A 21,804-nucleotide genomic window follows, 5' to 3' on the forward strand; every position below is an offset into this window, starting at 1 on the left:
CGCCGGGCAGAGTTGTCGATAGCGCGGCACTCTAGCACAGGCACCACTGGTCGGAATGTGCCGAAGCCTGATCCAACCGACAGTTTTTCACTCGCGCGGCGCCCTGGCGCAGGCGACCGGTCGGTCTCGCCCGGTCGATTTGGTGGTAAGCTCGCCGGCCATGAACATGACCCATTCCCGCCCCGTAGTGCTCTGCATGTCCGGTCACGACCCCAGCGGTGGTGCCGGCCTGCAGGCCGATATCGAAGCCCTGCTGGCCCAAGGCTGCCACGCCGCCCCGACGGTGACCGCCCTGACCGTGCAGGATACCGTCAACGTCGTCGACTTCCGTGTGCTCGACCGCGACTGGGTGCTGGCCCAGGCCCGCGCCGTGACCGCCGACCTGCCCATAGCCGCCGTCAAGCTGGGCATGCTCGGCTCGACGGAGATGGTCGACACCGTGCTCGAGGTGATGAGCGCGCTGCCCGGCGTGCCGCTGGTCTGCGATCCGGTGCTGCGCGCCGGCGGCGGCGGCTCGCTGGGCAAGGACGACGTCGGCTACGCCATGCGCGAACGGCTGTTCACGGTTTCCACCATCGCCACGCCGAACCTGCCGGAGGCGCGCATCCTCGCCGAATTGCCGGACGGCAGTGCCGACCAGTGCGCCGAGAAGCTGCTGCCTTATATCGAGCACCTGCTGATCACCGGCGGCCACGGCGACGAGGCCGAGGTGCACAACCGCCTGTACAGCCGCGACGGCAGCCAGCACACCTTCACCTGCGCGCGCCTGCCCGGCAGCTACCACGGCTCCGGCTGCACCCTGGCCAGCACCCTGGCCGGTCGCCTGGCCCTGGGCGAGGAACTGGTCAGTGCCGTGAAGAGCGCCCTGGACTACACCTGGCGTACCCTGCGCGATGCCGAACGCCCCGGTCATGGCCAGTACGTGCCGCGCCGCCTGCCGCTGGATTTTTCACAATGAAGAGCAGCTCATGAACCTGCGCGGTCTCTACGCCATCACCGACACCCCGCTGCTGGCCGGTGGCAAGCTGCTGCCCTACGCCGAAGCGGCGCTAATCGGCGGCGCGCGCCTGCTGCAGTACCGCGACAAGTCGGGCGATGCCACGCGTCGCCTCGATGAAGCCCAGGCCCTGGCCGAACTGTGCCAGCGCCATGGCGCCACGCTGATCATCAACGACGACCTGGAGCTGGCCGCGCGCCTGAACGTCGGCCTGCACCTGGGCCAGAGCGACGGCTCGCTGGCCGCCGCGCGCCAGCAGTTGGGCGCCGACGCCATCATCGGCGGCACCTGTCACGCTCAGCTGGAGCTGGCCGAGCGCGCCGTCGCCGAAGGCGCCAGCTATATCGCCTTCGGCCGCTTCTTCGACTCCAATACCAAGCCCGGCGCTCCGGCCGCCACCGTGGAGCTGCTGGATCAGGCGCGCGCGCGCTTTGCCCAGCCCATAGTCGCCATCGGCGGCGTGACCCTGGCTACCGCCCCCGGCCTGATCGCCCGCGGCGCCAGCATGGTCGCCGTGATCCACGCCCTGTTCGCCGCGGACTGCGCCACCGAGGTGGAAGACCGCGCCCGCGCCTTCGCCGCGCTGTTCGATTGATTCCTTTTCAGAGAGAACCTGCCATGTCCCGCTCCGAAATCTTGTTCACCAACGCGCAGAAGCACATCCCCGGCGGCGTCAATTCGCCGGTGCGCGCCTTCAAGAGCGTCGGCGGCACGCCGTTGTTCTTCAAGCACGCCGAAGGCGCCTACGTGGTGGATGAAGACGACAAGCGCTACGTCGACTACGTCGGCTCCTGGGGCCCGATGATCCTCGGCCACAGCCACCCCGAGGTGCTCGACTCGGTGCGCCGCCAGCTGCAGCACGGCCTGTCTTACGGCGCGCCGACCGCGCTGGAAACCGAGATGGCCGAGCTGGTCTGCTCGCTGGTGCCGTCGATGGACATGGTGCGCATGGTCAGCTCCGGCACCGAGGCGACCATGAGCGCCATCCGCCTGGCGCGCGGCTACACCGGCCGTGACAGCATCATCAAGTTCGAGGGCTGCTACCACGGCCACTCCGACAGCCTGCTGGTCAAGGCCGGCTCCGGCGCCCTGACCCAGGGCGTGCCGAACTCCGCGGGCGTGCCGGCGGCCTTCGCCAAGCACACGCTGACCCTGCCGTTCAACGACATCGACGCCGTGGCCGAGTGCCTGGCGCAGGTCGGCGGCGAAGTCGCGTGCATCATCGTCGAGCCGGTGGCCGGCAATATGAACTGCGTGCCGCCGGCGCCGGGCTTCCTCGAAGGCCTGCGCGCGCTATGCGACAAGCACGGCGTGGTGCTGATCTTCGACGAGGTGATGACCGGCTTCCGCGTCGCCCTCGGCGGCGCCCAGGCGCACTACGGCGTGACCCCGGACCTGACCACCTTCGGCAAGATCATCGGCGGCGGCATGCCGGTGGGCTGCTTCGGTGGCAAGCGCGCGATCATGGAACGCATCGCCCCGCTCGGCCCGGTCTACCAGGCCGGCACCCTGTCGGGCAATCCGCTGGCCATGGCCGCCGGCCTGACCACGCTGAAGCTGATCAGCCGACCGGGCTTCCATGCCGAGCTGTCGGACTACACCAGCCGCATGCTGCAGGGCCTGCAGGACCGCGCCGATGCCGCCGGCATCCCCTTCGTCACCACCCAGGCCGGCGCCATGTTCGGCCTGTACTTCAGCGGCGCCGACGATATCCTCACCTTCGCCGACGTGATGGCCAGCGACGTCGAGCGCTTCAAGCGCTTCTTCCACCTGATGTTGGACGCCGGCGTGTACCTGGCTCCGAGCGCCTATGAGGCCGGCTTCACCTCGATCGCCCATGGCGAGGCCGAACTGCAGCTGACCCTGGACGCCGCCGAGCGCGCCTTCGCCGAGCTGAAAAAAGCCTGATGCAGTACGGCACGGCCCTCGGCGACGCCCTGCTGGCCGTCGCTTGCGTTGCCTGCGCCTGGTTCGTCGGCCGCGCACGCGGCCGCCACGGCGAGGGCGATCAGCCGGCATTGTTCTGCGCCCAGCTCGGCTTCCTGCTGCCTGCGGCGGCAGCCGGCATCGGCGCGGTGCGCTACGGTTTCGATCCGAGCTGGCAGGGCGCGCATCTGTGGCTCTCCCAGGCCAGCAGCTTCCTCGGCCTGCCCCTGCTCGGCGCTGCCGCCCTGGCGCTGGGCCGCGGCTGGACCTGGAGCCGGCCGAACTGGGGACGCGTCGTCCTCGGCCTGTGCGCCTTCTTCGAGCTGTTTCGCCAGATGGGCTACCTGGAGGACTATCGCCTGGCGCTGCATCTCGCCAGCCTTGCGCTGATTCTTTATACCGGCGCCGTGCAGTGGCCACGCCGCACGCCGCCATTGGTCGCCGCGGCGGTAGTGGCGCTGTTTCTGCTGGCCGGCCTGGCGGGCAGCGAAGGCGTGGCCGGCCCACTGCGGCGCATCGACCTGTTCCATGGCCTGCTCATTGCCGCCTACCCGCTGCTGGCCTGGCTGCTGCTGAACCTGCCGGGGAGTGCGTATCGGCCGGCAAAGGCTTTGTAAGAAGCGCGCGGTTTATTCCATAATGCGCCGGCTGGGCACGCCACTTGCCCCGAACCGCTGAGGCCCCGTTATCCAGATGAACCGCACCGGCCGCGGCCTGACCCTGGGCTGCCTGTTGCTATTGCTCCCGCTGCCCGTGCTCGCCGGCGGTAACTCCCTGCTGATCCCCGCTACCGGCAGCTGCGCCCTCAACATTCCCCCCGAAGACCTGCCCGAGGCCCTGGCCAGCTGCCAGGAGATGGCTCGCAGCGGCAACGTCCAGGCCAGCTACGAACTGGGCGAGTACCATTACGACGGCAAACGCGCCCCGCGCGACCTCAAGCAGGCGCTGACCTGGTTCGAGCGCGCCTCGCTGCAGGGCCACGCCCAGGCGCAACTGCGCCTGGGCACCATGTTCTTTCGCGGCGAAGGGGTGCCGGCGAACAACGTGCAGGCCTATATCGTGTTGAAGATGGCTGCGGTCAACGGCTCGGACGAGGCCATGGACACCGCCGATCTGGTGGCGCAGCAGATGCGCCGCGACGAACTGGAGATCGCCAGCCAGGTGCTGGGACAGATCTTCCGCAACTATCTGCTGGAGCTGCAGGCCGCCGAAGGCCGCTCGCCGTTCGCGCCGCTGCCCTGACCCTGTAGGGTCGCAGGGTGGGCCGGGCGGCGATCCGCTTCAGCCCACCAGGTGGCATCGCGATACCGCTGGTGGGCTGAAGCCCACCCTACCTGGCGTAGGAGCCCCGCCTCGGGGCGAAAGCTTCTGCAAACTCCAACTATTCGCCGCGGGGCGCGACTCCTACGGATTATTTGTCCGGCATCGGCATGGGAAAGGGCATCACGTTGCCGCTACCCTTGGCCTCGCTGATCTTCGGCGTGCCCAGGCGCTCCACCTCGTCGATACGGATGATCGCGTGCATCGGCACGAAACTGCGCACCACACCGTCGAACTGGGCCTTGAGCTTCTCCTCGCTGGGATCGACCACCAGCTGGCTGCGCTCGCCGAAGACGAATTCCTCCACTTCCAGGAAGCCCCACAGATCGCTTTGATAGATCTGCTTGGCGTACATCTCGTACACCTGGCCCTGGTTGAGGAAGATCACCTTGTAGATGGGTTCGCGCTTGCTCATGGGTAACGACGGAAACTGCAAAAAAGAGGGCGCGAATCATAGCACAGGCAGGCGACCGCCACGCCTCGTCCCGCACCGCGCGCAGTCGCCAATCGGCCAGGCGGTGGTGCAAAGCGCCTCATCCGCCTCCCTGCCTGTGGCACCCGCACCGGCGCGGGCATATAATGCGCGGTCATTTTTTAACCAGCCCAGACAGTGCCATGACCAAGAAGCTCTATATCGAAACCCACGGCTGCCAGATGAACGAGTACGACAGCTCGCGCATGGTCGACCTGCTGGGCGAGCATCAGGCCCTGGAAGTCACGGAAAAGCCGGAAGAAGCCGACGTGATCCTGCTCAATACCTGCTCGATCCGCGAGAAGGCGCAGGACAAGGTGTTCTCCCAGCTCGGCCGCTGGCGCGAGCTCAAGCAGGCCAACCCGGATCTGGTGATCGGCGTCGGCGGCTGCGTGGCGAGCCAGGAAGGCGCGGCGATCCGCGACCGCGCGCCCTATGTCGACGTGGTGTTCGGCCCGCAGACCCTGCACCGCCTGCCGGAAATGATCGACGCCGCACGGGTGACCAAGACCGCCCAGGTCGACATCAGCTTCCCCGAGATCGAGAAGTTCGACCGCCTGCCCGAGCCGCGCGTCGACGGCCCCAGCGCCTTCGTCTCGGTAATGGAAGGCTGCAGCAAGTACTGCACCTTCTGCGTGGTGCCCTACACCCGCGGCGAGGAAGTCAGCCGCCCCCTGGCCGACGTGCTGCTGGAGATCACCCAGCTCACCGACAAGGGCGTCAAGGAAGTCACCCTGCTCGGGCAGAACGTCAACGGCTACCGCGGCCCGGCGCCGGACGGCCGCACCGTCGATTTCGCCGAGCTGCTGCACGCGGTGGCAGCCCTGGATGGCATCGAGCGCATCCGCTACACCACCAGCCACCCGCTGGAATTCTCCGACGCGATCATCAACGCCCACGCCGAGATCCCGCAGCTGGTGAAGTACCTGCACCTGCCGGTGCAGTCCGGCTCCGACCGCATCCTCGCGGCGATGAAGCGCAACCACACCGCGCTGGAGTACAAGTCGCGCATCCGCAAGCTGCGCGCCGCGGTGCCGGACATCCTGATCAGCTCGGACTTTATCGTCGGCTTCCCAGGGGAAACGGAAAAAGACTTCGAGCAGACCCTGAAGCTGATCGACGACGTCGGCTTCGACTTCTCCTTCTCCTTCATCTATAGCGCGCGCCCCGGTACGCCGGCGGCCGACCTGGCCGATGAAACCCCGGACGAGGTGAAGAAACAGCGCTTGGCCATCCTCCAGCACCGCATCAACCAATACGGCTTCGAGAACAGCCGGCGCATGGTCGGCAGCGTGCAGCGCATCCTGGTCAGCGACTACTCGAAGAAGGACCCGGGCATGCTCCAGGGCCGCACCGAGCAGAACCGCATCGTCAACTTCCGTTGCGATAATCCGCGGCTGATCGGCCAGTTCGTCGACGTGCATATCGACGACGCCCTGCCCCACTCCCTGCGCGGCACCCTGGTCGGTCCCGACGCACTGCACTGAAGCCTGCGCCGCCCGCGCTTTGCGTCGCGGGCGGCCGGCGTTATGCTCCGCTCATCTCCCCAGCCAAGTGACGGCCACTACAACATCTTGAACGCTCCCCTAGAACCTCATCGTTTCGTCCTCGAGCCCTTCGAGGCACGCCGTTTCGCCAATCTCTGCGGCCAGTTCGACGAGCACCTGCGCCTGATCGAAGAACGCCTCGGCCTGGAAATCCGCAACCGCGGCAACCAGTTCGAGCTGATCGGCGCCGCCGACAAGGCTGCCGCCGCCGAATCGCTGCTGCGCAAGCTGTACCGCGAGACCAAGGCCACCGAGCTGTCGCCGGATCTGGTGCATCTCTACCTGCAGGAGTCCGGCGTCGAAGAACTGGTCAACCCGAGCAGCGCGCCACAGGTCAGCCTGCGCACGCGCAAGGGCGCGATCAAACCGCGCGGCGCCAACCAGCAGCGCTACGTCAAGGCGATCCTCGACAACGACATCAACTTCGGCATCGGCCCGGCCGGCACCGGCAAGACCTACCTGGCGGTGGCCTGTGCGGTGGACGCGCTGGAACGCGAACAGGTGCGGCGCATCCTGCTGGTGCGCCCGGCGGTGGAAGCCGGCGAGAAACTCGGCTTCCTGCCCGGCGACCTGGCGCAGAAGATCGACCCCTACCTGCGCCCGCTGTACGACGCGCTGTACGAGATGCTCGGCTTCGACCACGTGGCCAAGCTGATCGAGAAACAGGTGATCGAGGTCGCGCCACTGGCCTACATGCGCGGCAGAACGCTGAACAACAGCTTCATCATCCTCGACGAGAGCCAGAACACCACGGTCGAGCAGATGAAGATGTTCCTCACCCGTATCGGCTTCGGCTCGACGGCCGTCATTACCGGCGACATCACCCAGGTCGACCTGCCGCGCGGCACCAAGAGCGGCCTGACCCACGTGATCGACGTACTGCGCGACGTGCCCGGTATCAGCTTCACCCACTTCAAGCCCAAGGACGTGGTGCGCCATCCGCTGGTGCAGCGCATCGTCGAAGCCTACGAGCGCCACGACAACCGCCTGCATGGCAAGGTCGAGGACGGCAATGCTTGAACTGGACCTGCAACTGGCCAGTGACGGCCAGCACCCCGACGAAGCGCAGCTGCGCCAGTGGTGCGAACTGGCCCTGCGCCAGCGCACGGCCGATTCCGAGCTGACCATTCGCCTGGTCGACGAGGCCGAGGGCCGCGAGCTGAACCGCACCTGGCGGCACAAGGACTACGCCACCAACGTACTGTCCTTCCCTGCCGAAATTCCCGATGGAATTCTCGATATCCCGCTGCTGGGCGATCTGGTGATCTGCGTGCCGGTGCTCGAGCGCGAAGCGCGCGAGCAGGGCAAGACCCTCGAGGCGCACTGGGCCCACCTGGTGATCCACGGCTGCCTGCACCTGCTCGGCTACGACCATATCGAGGAAGATGAAGCCCTCGAGATGGAAGAGCTGGAACGACAATTGCTCGCCGAACTGGGTCATCCCGACCCTTATGCCGGCGACGAATGATTCTCCTGACAAGGACCCCCGAGTAAAACGCCATGAGCGAAGACCGATCGAGCAACGAGCAGAAGTCCTGGTTGAACAAGCTGACCCAGGCTTTTGCTCATGAGCCGAGAAACCGCCAGGAACTGCTGGAAGTCCTGCGCGATGCCCACCAGAACAAGCTGCTCGACAGCGAGGCGCTGGCCATCGTCGAGGGTGCCATCCAGGTCGCCGACCTGCAGGTGCGCGACATCATGGTGCCGCGCTCGCAGATGATCAGCATCCGCGCCAGCCAGAGCCCCCGGGAGTTCCTGCCCGCCATCATCGACGCCGCCCACTCGCGCTACCCGGTGATCGGCGAGAGCCTCGACGACGTGATCGGCATTCTCCTGGCCAAGGACCTGCTGCCGCTGATCCTCTCGGGCGAGCAGCCCAGCTTCAATATCAAGGACCTGCTGCGCCCGGCCACCTTCGTGCCCGAGTCCAAGCGCCTCAACGTATTGCTGCGCGAGTTCCGCGCCAACCACAACCACATGGCCGTGGTCATCGACGAGTACGGCGGCGTCGCTGGCCTGGTGACCATCGAGGACGTGCTCGAGCAGATCGTCGGCGACATCGAGGACGAACACGATGTCGAGGAAGACGGCTACATCAAGCCGCTGCCGTCCGGCGACTTCCTGATCAAGGCGCTGACCCCCATCGACAGCTTCAACGAGACCTTCGACAGCGAGTTCTCCGATGACGAGTACGACACCGTCGGCGGCCTGGTGATGAACGCCTTCGGCCACCTGCCCAAGCGCAACGAAGTCACCGAGATCGGCGAATTCCGCTTCCGCGTGCTCAACGCCGACAGCCGCCGCATCCACCTGCTGCGCCTGACCCCGGTCAGTCGCTAGATCCACCAGCACCCCGAAGGAGCCAGCTTGCTGGCGATTCTGGCGAATTGATCGCCAGCAAGCTGGCTCCTACCTATACCCTCGCATTCCCTCTATCCTGGCCACCTGAATCCAAGGACCTGCACGCGATGCACTGGATAACCCGAGCCGGCTGGACTGGCCATCTGATTGCTCTGACCGCCGGGGCACTGACACCGCTGGCCCTCGCGCCCTTCGATCTCTGGCCGCTGGCGGTGCTGTCCATCGCCCTGTTCTACCTCGGCCTGCGTGAGCTGCGCCCGGGCCAGGCGGCGCTGCGCGGCTGGTGTTACGGTTTCGGCCTGTTCGCCGCCGGCACCAGCTGGGTCTACGTCAGCATTCATGACTATGGCGCGGCCTCGCCGGCACTCGCCGGCTTCCTCACCCTGGGTTTCGTCGCCGGCCTCGGCCTGTTCTTCGCCCTGATGGCGGTGCTCTGGACGCGCTGGCTGCGCCGCAGCGAAGCGCCGCTGGCCGACGCCCTGGCCTTCGCCGCGCTGTGGCTGGCCCAGGAAGTGTTCCGCGGCTGGTTCCTCACCGGCTTCCCCTGGCTGTATGCCGGCTACAGCCAACTGGACGGGCCGCTGGCCGGCCTGGCGCCGCTCGGCGGGGTCTGGTTGATTTCCTTCAGCCTGGCGTTGTCCGCCGTGCTGTTGGTCAACCTGGCGCGACTGCGGGCGCGTAAGGTCTTTCTCGCCGCCGGCCTGGTCTTGCTGCTGGCGCCCTGGGTCGCCGGCCTGAGCTATCAGGACCATCCCTGGACTCGTCCTGCCGGCAACAGCCTGACGGTGGCTCTGGTGCAGGGTAACGTCGAGCAGAACCTGAAGTGGGATCCGGCCCAGCTCAACGCCCAGCTCGCGCTGTACCGCGACCTCAGCTTCAGCGCCGAGCGGGTCGACCTGCTGGTCTGGCCCGAAACGGCGATCCCGGTACTCAAGGACCTGGCGCAGGGCTATATCGGCGTGATGGACCGTTTCGCCCGCGACCGTCAGACTGCGCTGATCACCGGCGTGCCGGTGCGCCAGTCCAACGAACGCGGCGAGCTGCGTTACTACAACGCCATCACCAGTTTCGGCGAGGGTCAGGGCACCTACCTCAAGCAGAAGCTGGTGCCCTTCGGCGAGTACGTGCCGCTGCAGGAAGTGTTGCGCGGGCTGATCGCCTTCTTCGACCTGCCCATGTCCGACTTCGCCCGCGGCCCGGCCGAACAACCGCCGCTACAGGCCAAGGGCTACCGCGTGGCGCCGTTCATCTGCTACGAGGTGGTCTATCCGGAGTTCGCCGCGGCGCTGGCGGCCGATAGCGACATCCTGCTGACGGTGAGCAACGACGCCTGGTTCGGCACCTCCATCGGCCCGCTGCAGCACCTGCAGATGGCGCAGATGCGCGCGCTGGAGGCCGGACGCTGGATGATCCGCGCCACCAACAACGGCATGACCGTGGTGATCGACGCGCAGGGTCGCATCGTTTTCGAACTGCCGCAGTTCGAGCAGGGCGTGCTTTACGGCGAAGTGCTGCCGATGGCCGGGTTGACCCCCTACCTGCAATGGCGCATCTGGCCGCTGGCCATCCTCTGCGCCCTGCTACTGGGCTGGGCGCTGCTGGCCAGCCGCATGGCCAAAACGCTGTAGAGCGCCCCAGGCGAACTCGCGAAGCAGTACGCCGCCAGGGAGCAGGGCGGGAGCTCAGAGCACGGGGCACCGATCGCTGCGCTGCCGAGTAGGCCCTAGGCCCACCTGCAGCGCTTACGAATCAGGTGCATAGGCCAGGGGATAGAGCAGCAACCCCAGCGCCTCATTGAACAGCTGGCTGTTCTGCCAGATGGCCCTGGCCTCTGGCAGCCAGCCACCCAGCGGGCGGTCGTAGCCCTGGCTGAGAAAACCCATGGGCGCCGTGATCACCTCGAAGCCGGCCTGCTCGAAACACCAACGCGCCCTCGGCATATGCCAGGCCTGGGTCACCAGCACCACTCGACGAACACCCTGCGCCTGCAACATCCGGGCACTCAACCGGGCGTTCTCCCAGGTGGTGCGGCTCTCCTCCTCCAGCCAGCGGATTGCCAGGCCATAGTCGCGCTTCATCGCATCCGCCATCAGCGCCGCCTCGCTGGGCGGCTGGCCGTAGTGCAGGCCACCGGTCGCGGCCAGCGGCAGCCCGGAGGCGCGCGCCAACCGTGCGGCATAGCGCAGCCGTTCCAGCGCCATCAGGCCGGGCTGATCGACCCCGCCCCAACCGGGGTCGCCTTGTTCGCGCCCCGCCCCCAGAATGACGATGGCATCGGCTCGCCAAGCCAGGCCCGCCCACTGCGCCTCGGCCAGCGCAGGCTCGCGCTCCAGCTGCCGGGCGCTCCACTCCACCAGCACCGGCAGGCTCATCAGCCATAGGCCGCCCAAGCCCAGCGCGAAGCCGGCCAGGGCCAACCGGGGAAAACGGCGACGAGCCCACCAGGCCAGCAGGAGCAACAGCAGCAGCAGGCCTGGCGGCATCAACAGTTGTTTGAGGATGTAGCGAATCGGCATGGGCACCTCCAGGGCGCCCAAGCCTAGCGAGGATTGCCGCTGCGGAACAGCTTCGAGCCGCAGGCCTGGCAAGCCTGGGCGTCCTGGCCACGCTGCCAGCTGACCGGCGCGCCGCACAGCGCGCAGCACAACGCCTGACGGCGCTTGAGCAGCGGTTTGGTCTTGCTCAAGGGGCGATGGTGGCTGCTCTTGCCGACGCGCTGCGGCTGGCGCTGGATCAACGCCAGTTCCTCGGCGGCGGCATGCCAGCCGCGCAGCCAGTGCAGGTCGCGATTGAGGTAGGCGCGGATCAACTCCAGCTCGGCAGGGCTCAGGCCGTTCAACTCCAGCTCGCGCAGCGGCTCGGCATGCAGCCGACTCGCGGTCTCGGCCTCGTCCAGCGCCAGGGCGAGACGCTGCAACAGCCTCTCGTAAAGATCACCGCCTCGCTCCACTTGCCGCACTTCACCCATCCAGCACCTCGCCAGGCCCGCAACCCACGGCCCATAAACAAAGCTTAGCGAAGGGTCCGCGGGCAGCCGGACGCCGCGACAAACGGCGCTGGCCGTGCAATCTGGGTTTCCCTCGATAGACGGCGCTCATGTATGCTACGGCGTTTTCCGCAAGCCCCATTCCTTCAGCGCCAGAGCCATGCACGAACAGTATTCGCCCCGTGAAATCGAAGCCGCCGCGCAGTCCCATTGGGATGCGCAGAAATCCTTTGTCGTGAGCGAACAGCCGGGCAAGGACACCTTCTACTGCCTGTCGATGTTCCCCTATCCCAGCGGCAAGCTGCACATGGGCCACGTGCGCAACTACACCATCGGCGACGTGATCGCCCGCTACCAGCGCATGCAGGGCAAGAACGTGCTGCAGCCGATGGGCTGGGACGCCTTCGGCATGCCGGCGGAGAACGCCGCGATGAAGAACCAGGTGGCGCCGGCGAAGTGGACCTACGAGAACATCGCCTACATGAAGTCCCAGCTCAAGTCGCTGGGCCTGGCCATAGACTGGACGCGCGAAGTCACCACCTGCAAGCCGGACTACTACCGCTGGGAGCAGTGGCTGTTCACCCGCCTGTTCGAGAAGGGCGTGATCTACCGCAAGAACGGCACCGTCAACTGGGACCCGGTGGACCAGACCGTGCTGGCCAACGAGCAGGTGATCGACGGCCGCGGCTGGCGTTCGGGCGCGCTGATCGAGAAGCGCGAAATCCCGATGTACTACTTCAAGATCACCGCCTACGCCGAAGAGCTGCTGAGCAGCCTGGATGAGCTGGATGGCTGGCCCGAGCAGGTCAAGACCATGCAGCGCAACTGGATCGGCAAGAGCTTCGGTGCCGACATCGTCTTCGACTACGACGTCGCCAGCATCGGCATCGACGGCCAATTGAAGGTCTACTCGACCCGCCCCGACACCCTGATGGGCGCCACCTACGTCGCCGTGGCCGCCGAGCATCCGCTGGCCCAGCGCGCCGCCGAGGGCAACCCGGCCATCGCTGCCTTTATCGCCGAGTGCAAGGCAGGATCGGTTGCGGAAGCCGATATGGCCACCATGGAGAAGAAAGGCCTGGCCACCGGCCAGTTCGTCATTCATCCACTGACCGGCGACAAGCTGCCGGTATTCGTCGCCAACTACGTGCTGTGGGGCTATGGCGAGGGCGCGGTGATGGCCGTGCCGGCGCATGACGAGCGCGACTTCGAATTCGCGGGCAAGTACGACCTGCCGATCAAGCAGGTGTATGCCGGCGAGGGCAAGGAATTCAATACCCGCGAGTGGCAGGACTGGTACGGCGACAAGGCTGGCCTGACCACCATCAATTCCGGCAAGTATGACGGCCTGGACTTCGGTGCCGCCTTCGACGCCATAGTCGCCGACCTGGAAGCCAGCGAGCACGGCGCGCGCAAGACCCAGTTCCGCCTGCGCGACTGGGGCATCAGCCGCCAGCGCTACTGGGGCTGCCCGATCCCGATCATCCACTGCGACGCCTGCGGCGACGTGCCGGTGCCGGAAGACCAGCTGCCGGTGGTGCTGCCCGAGGACGTGGTGCCGGACGGCGCAGGCTCGCCGTTGGCCAAAATGCCCGAGTTCTACCAGTGCAAGTGCCCGAAGTGCGGTGCCGATGCCAAGCGCGAAACCGACACTATGGACACCTTCGTGGAAAGTTCCTGGTACTACGCGCGTTACGCCTCGCCGAGCTATACCGGCGGCATGGTCGACCCGCAGGCCGCCAACCACTGGCTGCCGGTGGACCAGTACATCGGCGGCATCGAACACGCCATCCTGCACCTGCTGTACGCGCGCTTCTTCCACAAGCTGATGCGCGATGAAGGCCTGGTCAGCTCCAACGAGCCGTTCAAGAACCTGCTGACCCAGGGCATGGTGGTCGCCGAGACCTACTACCGCACCCTGGAAAACGGCGGCAAGGACTGGTTCAACCCGGCCGACGTGATCGTGGAGCGTGACGCCAAGGCCAAGGTCATCGGCGCCAAGCTTGCGAGCGACGGCCTGCCGGTGGAAATCGGCGGCACCGAGAAGATGTCCAAGTCGAAGAACAACGGCGTCGACCCGCAGGCGATGATCGATGCCTACGGCGCCGATACCTGCCGCCTGTTCATGATGTTCGCCTCGCCGCCCGACATGAGCTGCGAATGGTCCGACTCCGGTATCGAGGGCGCCAACCGCTTCCTGCGTCGCGTCTGGCGCCTGGCCCATACCCACGTCAGCGCCGGGCTGCCGGGCAAGCTGGATATCGCCGCCCTGAGCGACGAGCAGAAGGCGGTACGCCGCGCCATCCACCTGGCGATCAAGCAGGCCAGCAACGATATCGGCCAGCACCACAAGTTCAACACCGCCGTCGCCCAGGTGATGACCCTGATGAACGTGCTGGAAAAAGCCGCCACGGCGAACGAACAGGATCGCGCGCTGCTGCACGAAGGCCTGCAGACCGTCGTCCTGCTGCTGGCACCGATCACCCCGCACATCAGCCATGAGCTGTGGCAGCGCCTGGGCCATGCCGATGCGGTGATCGACGCGCAGTGGCCGCAGGTCGATGAGTCCGCCCTGGTGCAGGACAGCCTGACCCTGGTGGTGCAGGTCAACGGCAAGCTGCGCGGGCAGATCGAAGTGCCGGCATCGGCCTCCCGCGAAGAGGTGGAAGCCGCCGCCCGTGGCAACGACAACGTGCTGCGCTTCACCGAAGGCCTGGCAATCCGCAAGGTCATCGTGGTGCCGGGCAAGCTGGTCAACATAGTCGCCAACTGATTAAGCTCGGCGCCATTGCCGCACGGCGCCGGGATCCGCCAAGGGGATTTGATAATGATGAAACGGAATCTGCTGATCGTCGGCCTGGCCGCACTGCTCAGCGCCTGTGGCTTCCAGCTGCGTGGCACCGGCGACGTGCAGTTCGCCCTCAAGGAGCTCAACGTCAGCGCACGCAATGCCTATGGCGAGACCGTGAAGGAGCTGCGCGACGTGCTGGAGGACAACGAGGTTCGGGTCCATGCCGGCGCACCCTACCAGCTGGTGCTGAGCAACGAGACCGAGAACCGTCGCAGCGCCAGCTACTCCAGCGGCGCCCGCACCGCCGAGTACGAGCTGACCATGGGCCTGGAGTACGAGATCCGCGGTGCGCAGAATCTGCTGCTGACCAGCAACAAGCTGGAAGTGCAGAACTACTACCAGCAGGACGACAACAACCTGGCCGGCTCCGACCAGCAAGCCGCCCAGCTGCGCGACGAGCTGCGCCGCGAACTGATCCAGCAGCTGGCGCAGAGCCTGCAGCAGATCACCCCGGCCCAGCTCGACCAGCTGCAACAGACCGCCGAGGCCCGCGCCCGCGCCGAGGCCGAAGCGCTGGAGGCCGCGCGCCACGCTCGCGAGAGCCAGGTCGCGCCGCAGCAGTCGCCGATCGAACTGCCGATCCAGTAAGGCTCACGGGCCGCAGCAGCGGCCCGACGCCGCCGCCTCCGATGACATCACCTCGATGAAGCTTGCCCCCGCCCAACTCGGCAAACACCTGCAGGGCTCGCTCGCGCCTGTATATGCGATCAGCGGCGACGAGCCGCTGCTGTGCCAGGAGGCCGCCGACGCCATCCGCAGCACCTGTCGCCAACAGGGTTTCGGCGAACGCCAGGTGTTCAACGCCGAGGCCAACTTCGACTGGGGCAACCTGCTGCTGGCCGGCGCCAGCCTCTCGCTGTTCGCCGAGAAGCGCCTGCTGGAACTGCGCCTGCCCTCCGGCAAGCCGGGCGACAAGGGCGCCAGCGCCCTGCTCGAATACCTCGCCCGGCCGCCGGAGGACACCGTGCTGCTGCTGAGCCTGCCCAAGCTCGACGGCAGCACGCAGAAATCCAAATGGGCCAAGGCCCTGATCGACGGCCAGGCTTGCCAGTTCATCCAGATCTGGCCGGTCGATGCCCACCAGCTGCCGCAGTGGATTCGCCAGCGCCTGGCCCAGGCCGGCCTGAGCGCCAGCGCCGATGCGGTGGAAATGATCGCCGCCCGGGTGGAAGGCAACCTGCTGGCCGCGGCCCAGGAAGTGGAGAAACTCAAGCTGCTCGCCGAAGGCAACCAGGTCGACGCCGAAACCGTGCAGGCGGCAGTGGCCGACAGCGCGCGCTTCGACGTCTTCGGCCTGATCGACTGCGCCCTCGGCGGCGATGCCGCGCATGCCCTGCGCATGCTCGAAGGCCTGCGTGGCGAGGGCGTGGAAACCCCGGTGATCCTCTGGGCGCTGGCCCGCGAGATTCGCCTGCTGGCCGGTATCGCCCACCAGCAGAACCAGGGCATTGCGCTGGACAAGGCCTTCGCCAGCGCCCGCCCGCCGGTGTGGGACAAGCGCCGCCCGCTGCTGTCCAAGGCCCTGCAGCGTCACAGCAGCAAGCGCTGGGGCCAGCTGTTGCAGCAGGCGCAGGAGATCGACGCGCAGATCAAGGGCCAGGCCGCCGGCGATCCCTGGAGCAATCTCGCCCTGCTGACCCTGCAACTGGCCGGCCAGCGCCTGCGCCTGTAATTCCTGCTGGTCTGCTTCCTTCTAGGGTGGGCCGGACGGCGATCCGCTTCAGCCCACGCCGACCACCGCTGGTGGGCTAAAGCCCACCCTACGAGCTGGCCGGCCAGCGTCTGCGTCTCGGCTAGTGAACGCAGGAACATCGCGGGACGCCCGGCCCCGGCTTGCGCAAAGGGATGGTGCGCACAGCGCACCCTACACATTTCCTGTACAGAGGCACATAATTCGCCGCGCCTGCATCCACGCAGACCTGCAGAGGAACCGTCATGAGCAAGAAAGCCGCAAAGCGGCCCAACAAGGCCAAATCCATCGTCGCCCAGCCGCTGTTCCGCGCCCGCCAGGAGCGGCCACTGAAAGGCAAAGGCAGCTACCGCCGCGAAGCCTCCCACAATTGGGAGGCTTCTTGCTTTATGGGTCGTGGAAATGCGCCGGTGGCCCTGTTTTCGGCGCCGGCATGCTAAGGTAGCCGCTTGCAAAACGCTCCGAGATAGACATGCCGCTCCATTTCCCGCGCCGTACCCTGGCTACCGCCGCCCATCTGCTTCCCCTGCTCCTGCTGACCGCCTGCGCCCAGGCCCCGGCCGAGAACCTGCCGGCGCCCAGCAGCGGCGCCGCGCTGAGCCAGCCCCTGATCGAGCCGGCCGACGCCCCGGCGCCCAGCTTCGCCGAGTGGCGCCAGGGCCTGCGCAGCGAGGCCCTGGCCGCCGGCATCGACGGTGCGCTGTTCGACCGTGTGTTCGCCGGCATCACCCCGGACCCGGCGGTGATCAAGGCCGACAGCAGCCAGCCGGAATTCACCCGGCCGGTCTGGGAATACCTGGACGGCGCGGTATCGGCCAGCCGCATCGGCCGCGGCCGCGTACTGCTCGCCCAGCACCACGCGGTGCTCAAGCGCATCGAACAGCAATACGGCGTGGAAGGCCGGGTGCTGGTGGCGATCTGGGGCCTGGAAAGCAATTTCGGCAGCAATATCGGCAGCCACAGCGTGATCCGCTCGCTCGCCACCCTGGCCTACGACGGCCGGCGCCAGGGCTTCTGGCGCGGTCAACTGCTGGCTGCGCTACAGATCCTGCAGAACGGCGACATCGGCAGCGACCGCATGCTCGGCTCCTGGGCCGGCGCCATGGGCCAGACCCAGTTCATGCCCACCACCTACAACCAGCACGCCGTGGATTTCGACGGCGATGGGCGACGCGACCTGTGGGGTTCTTCGACCGACGCCCTGGCCTCCGCGGCTCACTATCTGCAAGCCTCCGGCTGGCAGCCGGGTCAGCCCTGGGGGTTCGAGGTGCGCCTGCCGGCCGGCTTCGACTACGCCCTGGCCGACCCGGAGCAACGCCGCAGCCTGGCCGAGTGGGCCGAGCTCGGCGTGCGTCCGCTGCTGCCGAGCGGTGTCGCGGCCAGCGCCCGCGCCAACCTGTCGCTGCCCGCCGGCCATCGCGGCCCGGCCTTCTTGCTGCTGGACAACTTCCGCAGCATCCTCAAGTACAACAACTCCACCGCCTACGCCCTGGCCATCGGCCTGCTCGCCGACAACCTGCTGCGCCCCACCGAGGTCCAGGGCAGCTGGCCACGCGGCGAACGCCAGCTCGGCCGCAGCGAGCGCGTCGAGCTGCAGGAGCTGCTGGCGCAGAACGGCTTCGATCCGGGCCCGGCCGACGGCATCATCGGCGCCAATACCCGCAAGGCGATCCGCGCCCTGCAGCTGCAGCTGAACTGGCCGGCGGACGGCTACCCCAACGAGGCCCTGCTCGAGCAGTTGCGCGTACGTTGATCGCGGTTGCCCTGCAGGGCTCGCCGCGCACTCCCTTGCGGCACTGCCGAGCCGCAGTCGCTCGACGCACGCGGGATTGCGATTCGGCGGCGGCGCCCCGAGCGACTGCGCACTAGACCTGCGCCTGGACAACCCGCACCAACCCCGGCATGCGTGGCGCTGGCAAGCCGAGGCCCGGGGCATTGGCGCCGGGATCGAGGACCTCCACCCGGTCGAAGCCGCAACGCTGGAAGCCGGCGACGATCTCGCCATGATCGCGGTAATGCAGCGGGTAGCTGCCGCGCGTCAGCCAGCCGATCAACCCGACGCCCCACCGCAGCTGGCGATAGCGCGGATGCTCACGCAGATCCGGATACAGCTCGGTCAGATAGCTGCCGCCGGCGAAGCCGCGCAACTCGTCGGCCAGACGCCGCCAGAAGTCCTCGATCACCGCCAACGGGAAATAGTTGACCAAGCCCTCGGTGATCACCAGCACCGGCTGCCGTGGGTCCAGCTCGGCGAACAGCGCCGGCAGGCTGTCGCGGCCGCGCTCGGCGAGGATATCCACGGCGCGCACCTGATGGTCGCCGCACAGCCAGCCCTGGTCCCGCAGCAACAGGCGCTTGCGCGCCGCCATGGCCGGCAGGTCCGCCTCGAGGTAGCGCAGCTGGGGATAGCGCGTGCGAAAACGCCGCCCGCGCGGCGACAGGCCGCAGGCGATCTCCACCACCTGTTGCACCCCGCCCTGCTCGACGGCCGCGGCGAGCTGCGCATCGATCTGCAGGTGGCGCTGCAGCAGGAACGCCTCGATATCCAGGCCGAAGCCGACCCGTGCGCCCCAGGTCACCGGCCACAGCAGCTTGTGCACGAAGCGGCCGAAGCCGGTGACAAAGGCCGGCTCCGCCAGCCGGTGGTGGTACCAGACGTAGCCGGTGTAGTGCGCGGACGGGCTGATATGGGCGCTGCTGATTCGGGAACGTTCAGGCATGTTTAACGATCTTGTTGTTATGCTCGCCGCCCCAGACTATGCCTGTACGCCCCCATGCAACAGATCATGCCCGCCGAACCCACCCTTAGTTTGCCCTGGCCGCAGGCCCGCCCGCTGCCCGACGCCTTCTTCGACCGCGACGCCCAGCTGGTGGCGCGCGAGCTGCTCGGCAAGGTGATTCGCCACCGCGTCGGCGCGCTCTGGCTGAGCGCGCGGATCATCGAGACCGAGGCCTACTACCTGGCGGAAAAGGGCAGCCATGCCTCGCTCGGCTACACCGAGAAGCGCAAGGCGCTGTTCGCGGACGGCGGGCACATCTACATGTACTACGCGCGCGGCGGCGATTCGCTGAATTTCAGCGCCCATGGGCCGGGCAACGCGGTACTGATCAAGTCCGGCCTGCCCTGGCTCGATGCGATCAGCGGCGAGGCTTCGCTGGCGGCGATGCAGCGCAACAATCCGGCCAGCGATGGCACGCCGCGTCCGTCACAGCGCCTGTGCGCGGGGCAGACCCTGCTGTGCAAGGCCTTGGGCCTGAAAGTGCCGGACTGGGACGCGCGCCGCTGCGATCCGCAGCGACTGTTCGTCGAGGACCTCGGCGAGCGGCCGGCGCAGATCGTGCAGTGCCTGCGCCTGGGGATTCCCCAGGGACGCGACGACCATCTGCCGTATCGCTTCGTCGAGGCCGAACATGCGCGCCACTGTACGCGCAATCCGCTGCGCCGCGGTCAGCTCGAGGGGCGCGACTACTGGCTGCTGCAGGGCGCCGGGGAGACGGCGTGAGCGCCTGGCTGCAACGGCTCACCGACTGGCTCGGCGGCAACCCCGAGTGGCTGGGGCTGGCCGTCTTCCTGATCGCCCTGTTCGAATGCCTGGCGCTGGTCGGCATCCTCCTGCCGGGCGTGCTGCTGCTATTCAGCGTCGCCCTGCTGGCCGGCAGCGGCGTGCTGACGCTGTGGCAGACCCTGCTGTTGGCCTACGCCGGCGGCCTGTGCGGCGACCTGTTGTCGTACGGCCTCGGACGTCGCTTCAAGCAGGACATCCCGCGTCTGCCGCTGCTGCGCCGCCATCCCGAATGGGTGATGCGCGCCGAGCTGTATTTCCAGCGCTATGGCGTGGCCAGCCTGCTGGTGGGCCGCTTCATCGGCCCGCTGCGGCCGATGCTGCCGCTGGCGGCCGGCATGCTGGGGATGTCGGCGCCGCGCTTCGTCGCCATCAGCGCGCTGGCGGCGGCCGGCTGGGCGGTGGCCTATCTGCTGCCGGGCTGGGCCACCGGGGCGGCGCTGCGCCTGCCGATGGCCGCGGGTTTCTGGAGCGAGGCGGCGATCCTGCTGGCCGGCATCGGCCTGATCCTGCTGCTGACCGCGCAGGCCAGTCTCGCCGAACGGCGCCACGCCAGCCTGCTCGGCGGCGGCCTGAGCCTGGTTCTGCTGCTGGCCCTGATGCTCGGCTGGCCGCATCTGGATGCGCTCGACCAGGGCCTGATGACCCTGGTCCAGGAACAGCGCCATGCGCGCCTGGACACCGCCATCGTACTGCTGACCCGGCTCGGCGACCTGCGCATCCAGCTGGCTGCCGCCGTCCTGCTGTGCGGCCTGCTGCTGCTGGCCCGCCAGTGGCGAGCGGCGCTGTTCGCCGGCGCCACCCTGCTGTGCACTGCCCTGGCCAACAGCGCCCTGAAGAACGGCTTCGCCCGCGCCCGCCCGGACATTCTCAGCGACCCGCTGACCAGCTTCAGCTTCCCCAGTGGACACAGCTCGGCGGCCTTCGCCTTCTTCCTGGTGCTCGGCGTGCTGGCCGGGCGCGGCCAGGGCGCTCGCCTGCGCCTGGCCTGGATGCTGCTGGCCGGCCTGCCGGCGCTGGCGATCGCGCTGTCGCGGGTCTATCTCGGCGTGCACTGGCCCAGCGACATCATCGCCGGCGCGCTGCTGGCCAGCGCCACCTGCGGCCTGAGCCTGGCCCTGGCCCAGCGCCGACAGGCGCTCGATGCGCTGCCGGCTCGCCTGTGGTGGCTGCTGCTGCCGGCCTGCCTGGCACTGCTCGGCGGCCTGGCGACCTGGCATCTGTCGGCTGCGGTGTTGCGCTACAGCTACTGAGGCGCGGCGGCAACCCTTGCCCCGGCAAAGGCACTAGCCCGCCGCGGCCCGCGCCACCGTCCCTAGCGGCGCCGCGCCGAATGGCCTCTAGAGCCCCTTGACCGCGTAGATGCCGGCGGCGTTGCGCCAGTAGCCCTTGTAGTCCATGCCGTAGCCGAAGATGTAGCGGTCGATGCACTGCAGGCCGACATAGTCGGCCTTGAGGTCCGGGCGCGCCTTGCGCTGGTGCTGCTTGTCGATCAGCACCGCGGTGTGCACGGCGCGGGCGCCGGCGTGGTGGCAGAAATCGATGATCGCGCCCAGGGTATGCCCTTCGTCGAGGATGTCGTCGATGATCAGCACGTCGCGGTCGATGAACGAGACTTCCGGCTTGGCCTTCCAGAACAGCTCGCCGCCGCTGGTTTCGTTGCGATAGCGGGTGGCGTGCAGGTAGGACGCCTCCAGCGGGAAGGCCAGCTTGGGCAGCAGCTTGCCGGTGAAGATCAGGCCGCCGTTCATCACGCAGAACACCACCGGGTTGCGTTCGGCCAGTTCGGCGTTGATCCGGGCGGCGACGCGGTCGATGGCCGCTTCCACCTCGGCTTCGGGGAACAGGCAGTCGGCTTCCGCCATGACTTGGCGAATGTGCGCGAGATCGGCGGACATGGGCGTTTTCTCTCTCGGTTGGGCGGATGAAATGAGCGGCGCGCAGCAATGAAAGCTGATCGATCCGTCAAATAAAAGCGGGCAAAGGTACAGACCCGCGCCGTAGTTGCCAAGCTTCGCCTGACCAGCGTGGCCGAGGCGCCGTGACCCATCAGTCACCCCACCACCTGGCATGAGCAATGCTTTAATCTAA

General features: G+C 67.5%; 21 protein-coding genes and 1 pseudogene. 17 read left to right on the forward strand and 5 right to left on the reverse strand.

Annotated features, from left to right (window positions below):
• The first annotated feature begins 160 nt into the window (after nucleotides 1–160).
• The 5 genes from ACUTAF_RS16800 (at nucleotide 161) to ACUTAF_RS16820 (ending at nucleotide 4,165) form a co-directional block, all read left to right on the forward strand.
• The gene (locus tag ACUTAF_RS16800) at nucleotides 161–958 is read left to right on the forward strand and encodes a hydroxymethylpyrimidine/phosphomethylpyrimidine kinase (protein WP_445581032.1); all 798 of its coding nucleotides are present in this window, start codon (nucleotides 161–163) and stop codon (nucleotides 956–958) included.
• 10 nt (nucleotides 959–968) lie between these two features.
• Complete coding sequence (thiE, locus tag ACUTAF_RS16805; protein ID WP_445581033.1) at nucleotides 969–1,592, forward strand: thiamine phosphate synthase; 624 nt, start codon at nucleotides 969–971, stop codon at nucleotides 1,590–1,592.
• 23 nt (nucleotides 1,593–1,615) lie between these two features.
• Nucleotides 1,616–2,905 carry a glutamate-1-semialdehyde 2,1-aminomutase gene (gene hemL / locus ACUTAF_RS16810; RefSeq protein ID WP_445581034.1) on the forward strand — a complete coding sequence of 430 codons (1,290 nt, stop codon included), beginning with the start codon at nucleotides 1,616–1,618 and terminating at the stop codon, nucleotides 2,903–2,905.
• Nucleotides 2,905–3,540, forward strand: coding sequence for a DUF6962 family protein (locus ACUTAF_RS16815; protein WP_445581035.1), 636 nt, complete (start codon nucleotides 2,905–2,907; stop codon nucleotides 3,538–3,540). Before hemL ends, ACUTAF_RS16815 begins: the two co-directional genes overlap by 1 nt.
• Nucleotides 3,541–3,616: 76 nt before the next feature.
• The gene (locus ACUTAF_RS16820; RefSeq protein ID WP_445581036.1) at nucleotides 3,617–4,165 is read left to right on the forward strand and encodes a tetratricopeptide repeat protein; all 549 of its coding nucleotides are present in this window, start codon (nucleotides 3,617–3,619) and stop codon (nucleotides 4,163–4,165) included.
• A 169-nt stretch (nucleotides 4,166–4,334) separates the two neighbouring features.
• Here ACUTAF_RS16820 and ACUTAF_RS16825 read toward each other — a convergent pair whose 3' ends face one another.
• A complete protein-coding gene (locus ACUTAF_RS16825) occupies nucleotides 4,335–4,658 on the reverse strand; it encodes a DUF1820 family protein (protein ID WP_445581037.1) in 324 nt (107 codons plus the stop codon).
• 200 nt (nucleotides 4,659–4,858) lie between these two features.
• Here ACUTAF_RS16825 and miaB point away from each other — a divergent pair, with 200 nt between their 5' ends.
• The 5 genes from miaB to lnt all read left to right on the forward strand — a co-directional run bounded on the left by miaB (nucleotide 4,859) and on the right by lnt (nucleotide 10,251).
• Nucleotides 4,859–6,202 (forward strand): tRNA (N6-isopentenyl adenosine(37)-C2)-methylthiotransferase MiaB, encoded by a 1,344-nt coding sequence (miaB, locus tag ACUTAF_RS16830; RefSeq protein WP_445581038.1) that lies wholly within the window; start codon nucleotides 4,859–4,861, stop codon nucleotides 6,200–6,202.
• A gap of 87 nt (nucleotides 6,203–6,289) precedes the next feature.
• Nucleotides 6,290–7,282: a PhoH family protein gene (locus ACUTAF_RS16835; RefSeq protein ID WP_445581039.1), complete on the forward strand. Its 993-nt coding sequence runs from the start codon at nucleotides 6,290–6,292 to the stop codon at nucleotides 7,280–7,282.
• Nucleotides 7,275–7,730, forward strand: coding sequence for an rRNA maturation RNase YbeY (gene ybeY / locus ACUTAF_RS16840; protein ID WP_445581040.1), 456 nt, complete (start codon nucleotides 7,275–7,277; stop codon nucleotides 7,728–7,730). The genes ACUTAF_RS16835 and ybeY overlap by 8 nt, the downstream gene beginning before the upstream one ends.
• A gap of 32 nt (nucleotides 7,731–7,762) precedes the next feature.
• Nucleotides 7,763–8,602 (forward strand): HlyC/CorC family transporter, encoded by an 840-nt coding sequence (locus ACUTAF_RS16845; RefSeq protein ID WP_445581041.1) that lies wholly within the window; start codon nucleotides 7,763–7,765, stop codon nucleotides 8,600–8,602.
• A gap of 128 nt (nucleotides 8,603–8,730) precedes the next feature.
• Complete coding sequence (gene lnt / locus ACUTAF_RS16850) at nucleotides 8,731–10,251, forward strand: apolipoprotein N-acyltransferase (protein WP_445581042.1); 1,521 nt, start codon at nucleotides 8,731–8,733, stop codon at nucleotides 10,249–10,251.
• Between the two features lie 114 nt (nucleotides 10,252–10,365).
• Here lnt and ACUTAF_RS16855 read toward each other — a convergent pair whose 3' ends face one another.
• Both ACUTAF_RS16855 and ACUTAF_RS16860 read right to left on the reverse strand, forming a co-directional pair.
• Nucleotides 10,366–11,139, reverse strand: coding sequence for a YdcF family protein (locus ACUTAF_RS16855; protein ID WP_445581043.1), 774 nt, complete (start codon nucleotides 11,137–11,139; stop codon nucleotides 10,366–10,368).
• Between the two features lie 23 nt (nucleotides 11,140–11,162).
• The gene (locus tag ACUTAF_RS16860; RefSeq protein WP_445581044.1) at nucleotides 11,163–11,591 is read right to left on the reverse strand and encodes a hypothetical protein; all 429 of its coding nucleotides are present in this window, start codon (nucleotides 11,589–11,591) and stop codon (nucleotides 11,163–11,165) included.
• A gap of 178 nt (nucleotides 11,592–11,769) precedes the next feature.
• Here ACUTAF_RS16860 and leuS point away from each other — a divergent pair, with 178 nt between their 5' ends.
• From leuS to ACUTAF_RS16885, 5 genes and pseudogenes are all read left to right on the forward strand, one after another.
• A complete protein-coding gene (gene leuS, locus ACUTAF_RS16865; protein ID WP_445581045.1) occupies nucleotides 11,770–14,382 on the forward strand; it encodes a leucine--tRNA ligase in 2,613 nt (870 codons plus the stop codon).
• Nucleotides 14,383–14,436: 54 nt separating this feature from the next.
• Nucleotides 14,437–15,048, forward strand: coding sequence for an LPS-assembly lipoprotein LptE (locus tag ACUTAF_RS16870; RefSeq protein WP_445581046.1), 612 nt, complete (start codon nucleotides 14,437–14,439; stop codon nucleotides 15,046–15,048).
• Between the two features lie 55 nt (nucleotides 15,049–15,103).
• Nucleotides 15,104–16,132, forward strand: a complete 1,029-nt coding sequence (holA, locus tag ACUTAF_RS16875) for a DNA polymerase III subunit delta (RefSeq protein ID WP_445581047.1) — start codon at nucleotides 15,104–15,106, stop codon at nucleotides 16,130–16,132.
• A gap of 263 nt (nucleotides 16,133–16,395) precedes the next feature.
• Nucleotides 16,396–16,542, forward strand: a pseudogene (gene arfA / locus ACUTAF_RS16880) (alternative ribosome rescue factor ArfA); the annotation flags it as partial.
• Between the two features lie 80 nt (nucleotides 16,543–16,622).
• The gene (locus tag ACUTAF_RS16885; RefSeq protein ID WP_445581048.1) at nucleotides 16,623–17,903 is read left to right on the forward strand and encodes a lytic murein transglycosylase; all 1,281 of its coding nucleotides are present in this window, start codon (nucleotides 16,623–16,625) and stop codon (nucleotides 17,901–17,903) included.
• A gap of 112 nt (nucleotides 17,904–18,015) precedes the next feature.
• Here ACUTAF_RS16885 and ACUTAF_RS16890 read toward each other — a convergent pair whose 3' ends face one another.
• The gene (locus ACUTAF_RS16890; protein WP_445581049.1) at nucleotides 18,016–18,870 is read right to left on the reverse strand and encodes a class I SAM-dependent methyltransferase; all 855 of its coding nucleotides are present in this window, start codon (nucleotides 18,868–18,870) and stop codon (nucleotides 18,016–18,018) included.
• A gap of 66 nt (nucleotides 18,871–18,936) precedes the next feature.
• Here ACUTAF_RS16890 and ACUTAF_RS16895 point away from each other — a divergent pair, with 66 nt between their 5' ends.
• Nucleotides 18,937–19,653 carry a DNA-3-methyladenine glycosylase gene (locus tag ACUTAF_RS16895; RefSeq protein ID WP_445581050.1) on the forward strand — a complete coding sequence of 239 codons (717 nt, stop codon included), beginning with the start codon at nucleotides 18,937–18,939 and terminating at the stop codon, nucleotides 19,651–19,653.
• Nucleotides 19,650–20,966: a bifunctional DedA family/phosphatase PAP2 family protein gene (locus ACUTAF_RS16900; RefSeq protein WP_445581051.1), complete on the forward strand. Its 1,317-nt coding sequence runs from the start codon at nucleotides 19,650–19,652 to the stop codon at nucleotides 20,964–20,966. The genes ACUTAF_RS16895 and ACUTAF_RS16900 overlap by 4 nt, the downstream gene beginning before the upstream one ends.
• An 87-nt stretch (nucleotides 20,967–21,053) precedes the next feature.
• Here the strand turns inward: ACUTAF_RS16900 and ACUTAF_RS16905 are convergent, their stop codons facing one another.
• Nucleotides 21,054–21,611 (reverse strand): hypoxanthine-guanine phosphoribosyltransferase, encoded by a 558-nt coding sequence (locus ACUTAF_RS16905; protein ID WP_445581052.1) that lies wholly within the window; start codon nucleotides 21,609–21,611, stop codon nucleotides 21,054–21,056.
• Nucleotides 21,612–21,804: the final 193 nt, after the last annotated feature.

The organism is Pseudomonas sp. SP16.1 (genome assembly GCF_052682975.1).